The sequence below is a fragment of the Mycobacterium sp. genome (assembly GCF_035623875.1).
In the GTDB taxonomy this organism is placed as follows: domain Bacteria; phylum Actinomycetota; class Actinomycetes; order Mycobacteriales; family Mycobacteriaceae; genus Mycobacterium.
In genome coordinates, this window is sequence record NZ_DASPSP010000094.1 from 1 (window position 1) to 4,630 (window position 4,630).

Consider the following 4,630-nt stretch of genomic DNA (forward strand, 5'->3'; position numbering starts at 1 on the left):
GGGTCAGGCCCAGCTTGGCCTCCAGCTGGGTCAGCAGCACGTCGACCCACCAGACATCGCGGCCGCGCAACGCTTTCGGGACGATGATCGTCTCGAGGTTCTCCCGGGCGTGGGTGACGACCTCGACGATGTCGTCATGGCACCACGGGGTGTCGAGGCCGTTGATGCGGATCGCCCGCACGGTCCGTCCCCAGTCGAGTTCAGTCAGCGCGGTAATGGCTTTGGCGCGTGCCGCTTCTTTATGGGCCGGTGCGACGGCGTCTTCCAGGTCGAGGAACACCAGGTCGGCCTCGGAGGCCGCAGCGTGCGCGAACATGTGATCGTTGCTGGCCGGAACGGCCAGCTCCGAGCGCCGCAGTAACGGCGTCGTCCGAGTCATCGGCAGTCTCCTTTCACAGCACACCGCGGGCGTGCAGCTCGTCGACATCGCCGCCGCTCAGCCCGAGCAGTTCGCCGTACACCTCGGTGTTGTGCTCACCGATCCGTGGGCCCAGATGCTGCACCCGCCCGGTCGCCGCCGAGAACCGCGGCACCGGCGCCTGAACGGTCATGGCACCGAGTTCGTCGTCGCCGACTTTGACGAAGACCTCGCGGTGCGCCAGCTGTTCGTCGGCGACCAGATCGGTGATGTCGTAGACCGGCGCGGCGGCCACCTCGGCCGCGTCAAGGATCTCCATCGCCTCGGCCAGCGTCTTGGTGGCCACCCAGTCGGCGACCACCTGGTCCACCTCGCGGGCCCGCGCCAGCCGCCGCTGCGGGTCGGAGAAGTCGGCGTCGTCGACCAGTTCGGCGCGTCCGATGGCGCGGAACACCCGCAGTGCCAGTTGCGGGGAGCTGCCCGACATCGCCAGCCAGCGGTCGTCGGCGGTGCGGTACGTATTGCGCGGCGCCGAGATATCCCAGCGGTTGCCCGCCCGCGTGGGCACCAGCCCGAGTTGGTCGTAGCCCAGCAGCGTCTGTTCCAGCAGCCGGGCCAGCGGGTCGATCAGGTTGACGTCGATCAACTGGCCGGACGCGCCGTGCACGTCGCGGTGGTAGAGCGCCATCATCACCGCGTAGGCGGCGTTGAGCGACGCCACCCCGTCGGCCAGCATAAACGGCGGCAGCGTGGGCGGTCCGTCGGCCTCACCGGTGATGTTGGCAAAGCCGCTCATCGCCTCGCCGAGCGTCCCGAAGCCGGGCCGTTCGCTCTTCGGGCCGGTCAACCCGTAGCCGGTGATGTGCAGCATGACGATGCGGTCGTTGACCGCGCGCAGCGCCGGGTAGTCCAGCCCCCAGTTGCGCAATGTCGCGGGCCGGGTGTTGACGATCACCACGTCGGCAAGTTGGGCGAGGCGACGCAGCAGCGCCTGGCCCTCGGCGACGCGCAGGTTGAGGGTGATTGACCGCTTGTTGCGCGACAACGACTTCCACATCAGCCCGACGCCGTCGATCTGGTTGCCCCAGGTGCGGATCGGGTCGCCGCCGTCGGGCTGCTCGATCTTGATGACGTCGGCGCCGAACTCGCCGAGATAGGTGGCCGCCAGCGGTGCCGCGGCCAAGGTAGCGGCGTCGAGGACCCGGATGCCTTCGAGCATCATGCCCCGACGGGCGCGCAGGCCGGCCGCTGCAGGCCGAGGTGCTCGCGCAGGGTCACGCCGTCATAGCCGGTGCGAAACAGGCCGCGCCGCTGCAACTCCGGGACCACCATCCGCACCACGTCTTCGAAAGCGCCGGGCAGATGCGTTGCAGCCAAGACGAACCCGTCGCAAGCACCGGTGTGGAACCACTCCTCCATCTGATCGGCGACCTGCACGCCGGTGCCGACGAAACGCGGGCCCTGCAGCAGGGTAGCGCGGTGGCCGGCGAGGTCGCGCAGTGTGATGGCGTCGCCGATGTGCTGACGCAAGTTCTGCACCAGGCCACGGATACCGGACACCGAGTCGATGAGCTCGTCGGTGATCGGGTCATCCAGATCGTGCTGGGAGAAATCGTAATTCATCAACTCCGAGAGTAGGGTCAGCGACGCCATCGGGTGCACCAGATCGTTGAGGAAGACCTGTTCGCGGTGCTTGGCGTGGTCCTCCGACTCCCCCACGACTGCGTAGGCCATCGGACACACCTTGACCGACTGCGGGTCGCGGCCGGCGGCGTCGATGCGCTCCTTCTGATCGGCGTAGTGGCTGCGGGCCACCTCGATGCCCGGGTCGCCGGTGAAGATCAAATCGGCCCAGCGCGAAGCGAATTCACGGCCGCGGCCGGACGAGCCGGCCTGGATGATCACCGGCCGGCCCTGCGGGCCGCGCGGCACGGTCAACGGCCCGCGCACCGAGAAGAACTCCCCTTCGTAGTTGAGCTCGTGCACCTTGTCCGGGTCGGCGTAGATGCCGTTGACCCGGTCGTGCAGGATCGCGTCGTCTTCCCAGGTGTCCCACAGGCCGACGACGGCGTCCATGAACTCCTCGGCCCGGTCGTAACGGGCATCGTGGCCCAGATGCGTTTCCAGGCCGAAATTCTGGGCTTCGCTGTCGTTGACCGAGGTGACGACGTTCCACGCCGCGCGGCCACCCGACAGATGGTCCAGCGTGGAGAACGTGCGGGCCACGTGGAACGGCGGGTAGTAGGTGGTCGAGCAGGTCGCACCGAGGCCGATGCGTGACGTCGCCTGCGCCAGCACACCCAAGACGATGGACAGGTCCAGCTTCACCGGCCGTGCGCCGTAGCGCACCGCGTCGGCCACCGACCCGCCGTAAATTCCCGGCATCGCCAGCCGGTCGTCGAAAAACAGCAGGTCAAAGCAGCCCTCTTCGAGCTGCCTGCCGATCTTCGCGTAGTAGGAGGCGTCGAGGTAGCCGTGCTCGGTGGCAGGGTGACGCCACGACCCCGCATACACCGAGGTGCTGCCCGCTTGCATGAAGGCGACGAGCGCCATTTGTCGTGTAGTCATTCCCTGTGTCTAACATCTGATATATTAGATTTCAAGTGTTACATCTAAGATTGGCATACAGTCAGCCCATGGCCTCCAACGACGTCGACATCGCCGGCACGGTACGCGAGCGCGCCGCGCGAGAGTTGCGCGACCGCATTCTCACCGGCGCGTTGCCTGCCGGCACCCGGCTCGACCTCGACGCCATCACCAAGGAGTTCGCCACCAGCCGCACCCCGGTACGCGAGGCGTTGCTCGAGTTGTCTTACGACGGACTGGTGCGGGTTGCGCCCCGCAGCGGCGTCACGGTGATCGGCATCAGCCCCGAGGACGTGCTGGACAGTTTCACGATTGTGGCTGTGCTGACCGGGCAGGCCGCGGCATGGGCCGCGCGGCGGGTCACCCCGGAAGGCGTTCAGCGTTTGCGCGACCTGGCAACTGACGTCGAATCGAATTGGCATTTTCACCGCGAGATCCATCGAGCAGCCCACTCGCGGCGATTGCTGGCGCAGATCCGCCAAGCCGTCCGCGTCGTGCCGTCGAACTTCTTGGCGATGTTCCCCGAGCACGAACACCACTCGTTGGACGATCACCAGGCGCTGGTGTCGGCGCTTGCCGACGGCGACGCCGAGAAGGCCCGCGATATCGCCGAGCGCCATGTACTCGAGGCGGGGCGTTCACTGGCCAGTCGGCTGGAGTCTGCGTGAACCTCAGGAGACCCAACGGCCTCTCCAACCTCTGGCAGAAGGATTAGCGCCTTCTCCAGTTTGATGCCGCGGTGATATCAGTACCGGCGCCATCCGCGGGTGCTATCGCATACGCCATCGCTTTGGCACACCGTATGGTCGTGGACTTTTGGTGCTGGTGTGGCGACGGTGATCGGCCGCGGCTAGCCGCGCTTGCGCCGGATGATCGCCCGCAGCCGCTCGAGTCGGCCGGCAATCTCGCGCTCAGCGCCGTGGCCGGTGGGGCGGTAGTAGTCCACACCGACCAGTTCATCCGGTGGATACTGTTGCGGCACAACACCGTCCGGGTCGTCGTGGGAGTATTTGTAGCCCTGCGCATTGCCCAGCGCCGCCGCGCCCGAATAGTGGCCGTCGCGCAGATGCGGCGGCACCAGACCGGCCTTGCCCGCTTTGATGTCGGCCATCGCCGCACCCAGCGCGGTGGTCACGGCGTTCGACTTGGGCGCCGTGGCCAGGTGCACGGTGGCGTGCGCCAAGGTCAACTGGGCTTCGGGCATGCCGATCAGTTGTACGGTCTGCGCCGCGGCGACGGCCGTCTGCAGCGCGCTCGGGTCGGCCATCCCGATGTCCTCGCTGGCCAAGATCATCAGCCGTCGAGCGATGAATCTCGGATCCTCACCGGCGACCAGCATCCGGGCCAGGTAGTGCAACGCCGCGTCGACGTCGGAGCCGCGCACCGACTTGATGAACGCGCTGATGACGTCGTAGTGCTGATCGCCGTCGCGGTCGTAGCGGACTGCGGCCTGGTCCAGGGACTGCTCGATGGCCTCGACGGTGACCTGCTTCCCCGCCTCGGCCGCGACCTCCAACGCGGTCAGCGCACGTCGCGCGTCCCCGGCTCCCAGCTGCACGAGCAGGTCGACGGCATCGGGCTGCACGACTTGCCCGTTCAGCCCGCGCGGATCGTCGATCGCACGCTGCACCACCGTGCGAATGTCGTCGGCGCTCAATGGCCGCAGCTGCAGGATCAACGACCGTG

General features: G+C 67.4%; 4 protein-coding genes and 1 pseudogene. 1 reads left to right on the forward strand and 4 read right to left on the reverse strand.

Translation table 11 applies throughout. The features are described 5' to 3' along the window. The 3 genes from VEI45_RS07625 to VEI45_RS07635 all read right to left on the reverse strand — a co-directional run. The coding region (locus tag VEI45_RS07625; protein ID WP_324851791.1) for an aldolase/citrate lyase family protein at nucleotides 1-379 on the reverse strand (379 nt) is incomplete at its 3' end. Between the two features lie 13 nt (nucleotides 380-392). Then, on the reverse strand, nucleotides 393-1,577 hold the full coding sequence (locus tag VEI45_RS07630) for a CoA transferase (protein WP_324851797.1): 1,185 nt from the start codon (nucleotides 1,575-1,577) through the stop codon (nucleotides 393-395). Further along, nucleotides 1,577-2,926, reverse strand: a complete 1,350-nt coding sequence (locus VEI45_RS07635; protein ID WP_324851793.1) for an LLM class flavin-dependent oxidoreductase — start codon at nucleotides 2,924-2,926, stop codon at nucleotides 1,577-1,579. The genes VEI45_RS07630 and VEI45_RS07635 overlap by 1 nt, the downstream gene beginning before the upstream one ends. Nucleotides 2,927-2,994: 68 nt before the next feature. Here VEI45_RS07635 and VEI45_RS07640 point away from each other — a divergent pair, with 68 nt between their 5' ends. Further along, entirely contained in the window at nucleotides 2,995-3,612 is a 618-nt protein-coding gene (locus VEI45_RS07640) for a GntR family transcriptional regulator (protein ID WP_324851795.1), read from the forward strand. 182 nt (nucleotides 3,613-3,794) lie between these two features. Here VEI45_RS07640 and VEI45_RS07645 read toward each other — a convergent pair. Next, nucleotides 3,795-4,630, reverse strand: a pseudogene (locus VEI45_RS07645) (replication-associated recombination protein A); the annotation flags it as partial.

What these genes read in the sequence shown, in the direction of transcription:
- VEI45_RS07635 (WP_324851793.1), bottom strand. Translation starts at nt 2,926, where the DNA reads ATGACTACACGACAAATGGCGCTCGTCGCCTTCATGCAAGCGGGCAGC.
- VEI45_RS07630 (WP_324851797.1), bottom strand. Translation starts at nt 1,577, where the DNA reads ATGCTCGAAGGCATCCGGGTCCTCGACGCCGCTACCTTGGCCGCGGCA.
- VEI45_RS07640 (WP_324851795.1), top strand. Translation starts at nt 2,995, where the DNA reads ATGGCCTCCAACGACGTCGACATCGCCGGCACGGTACGCGAGCGCGCC.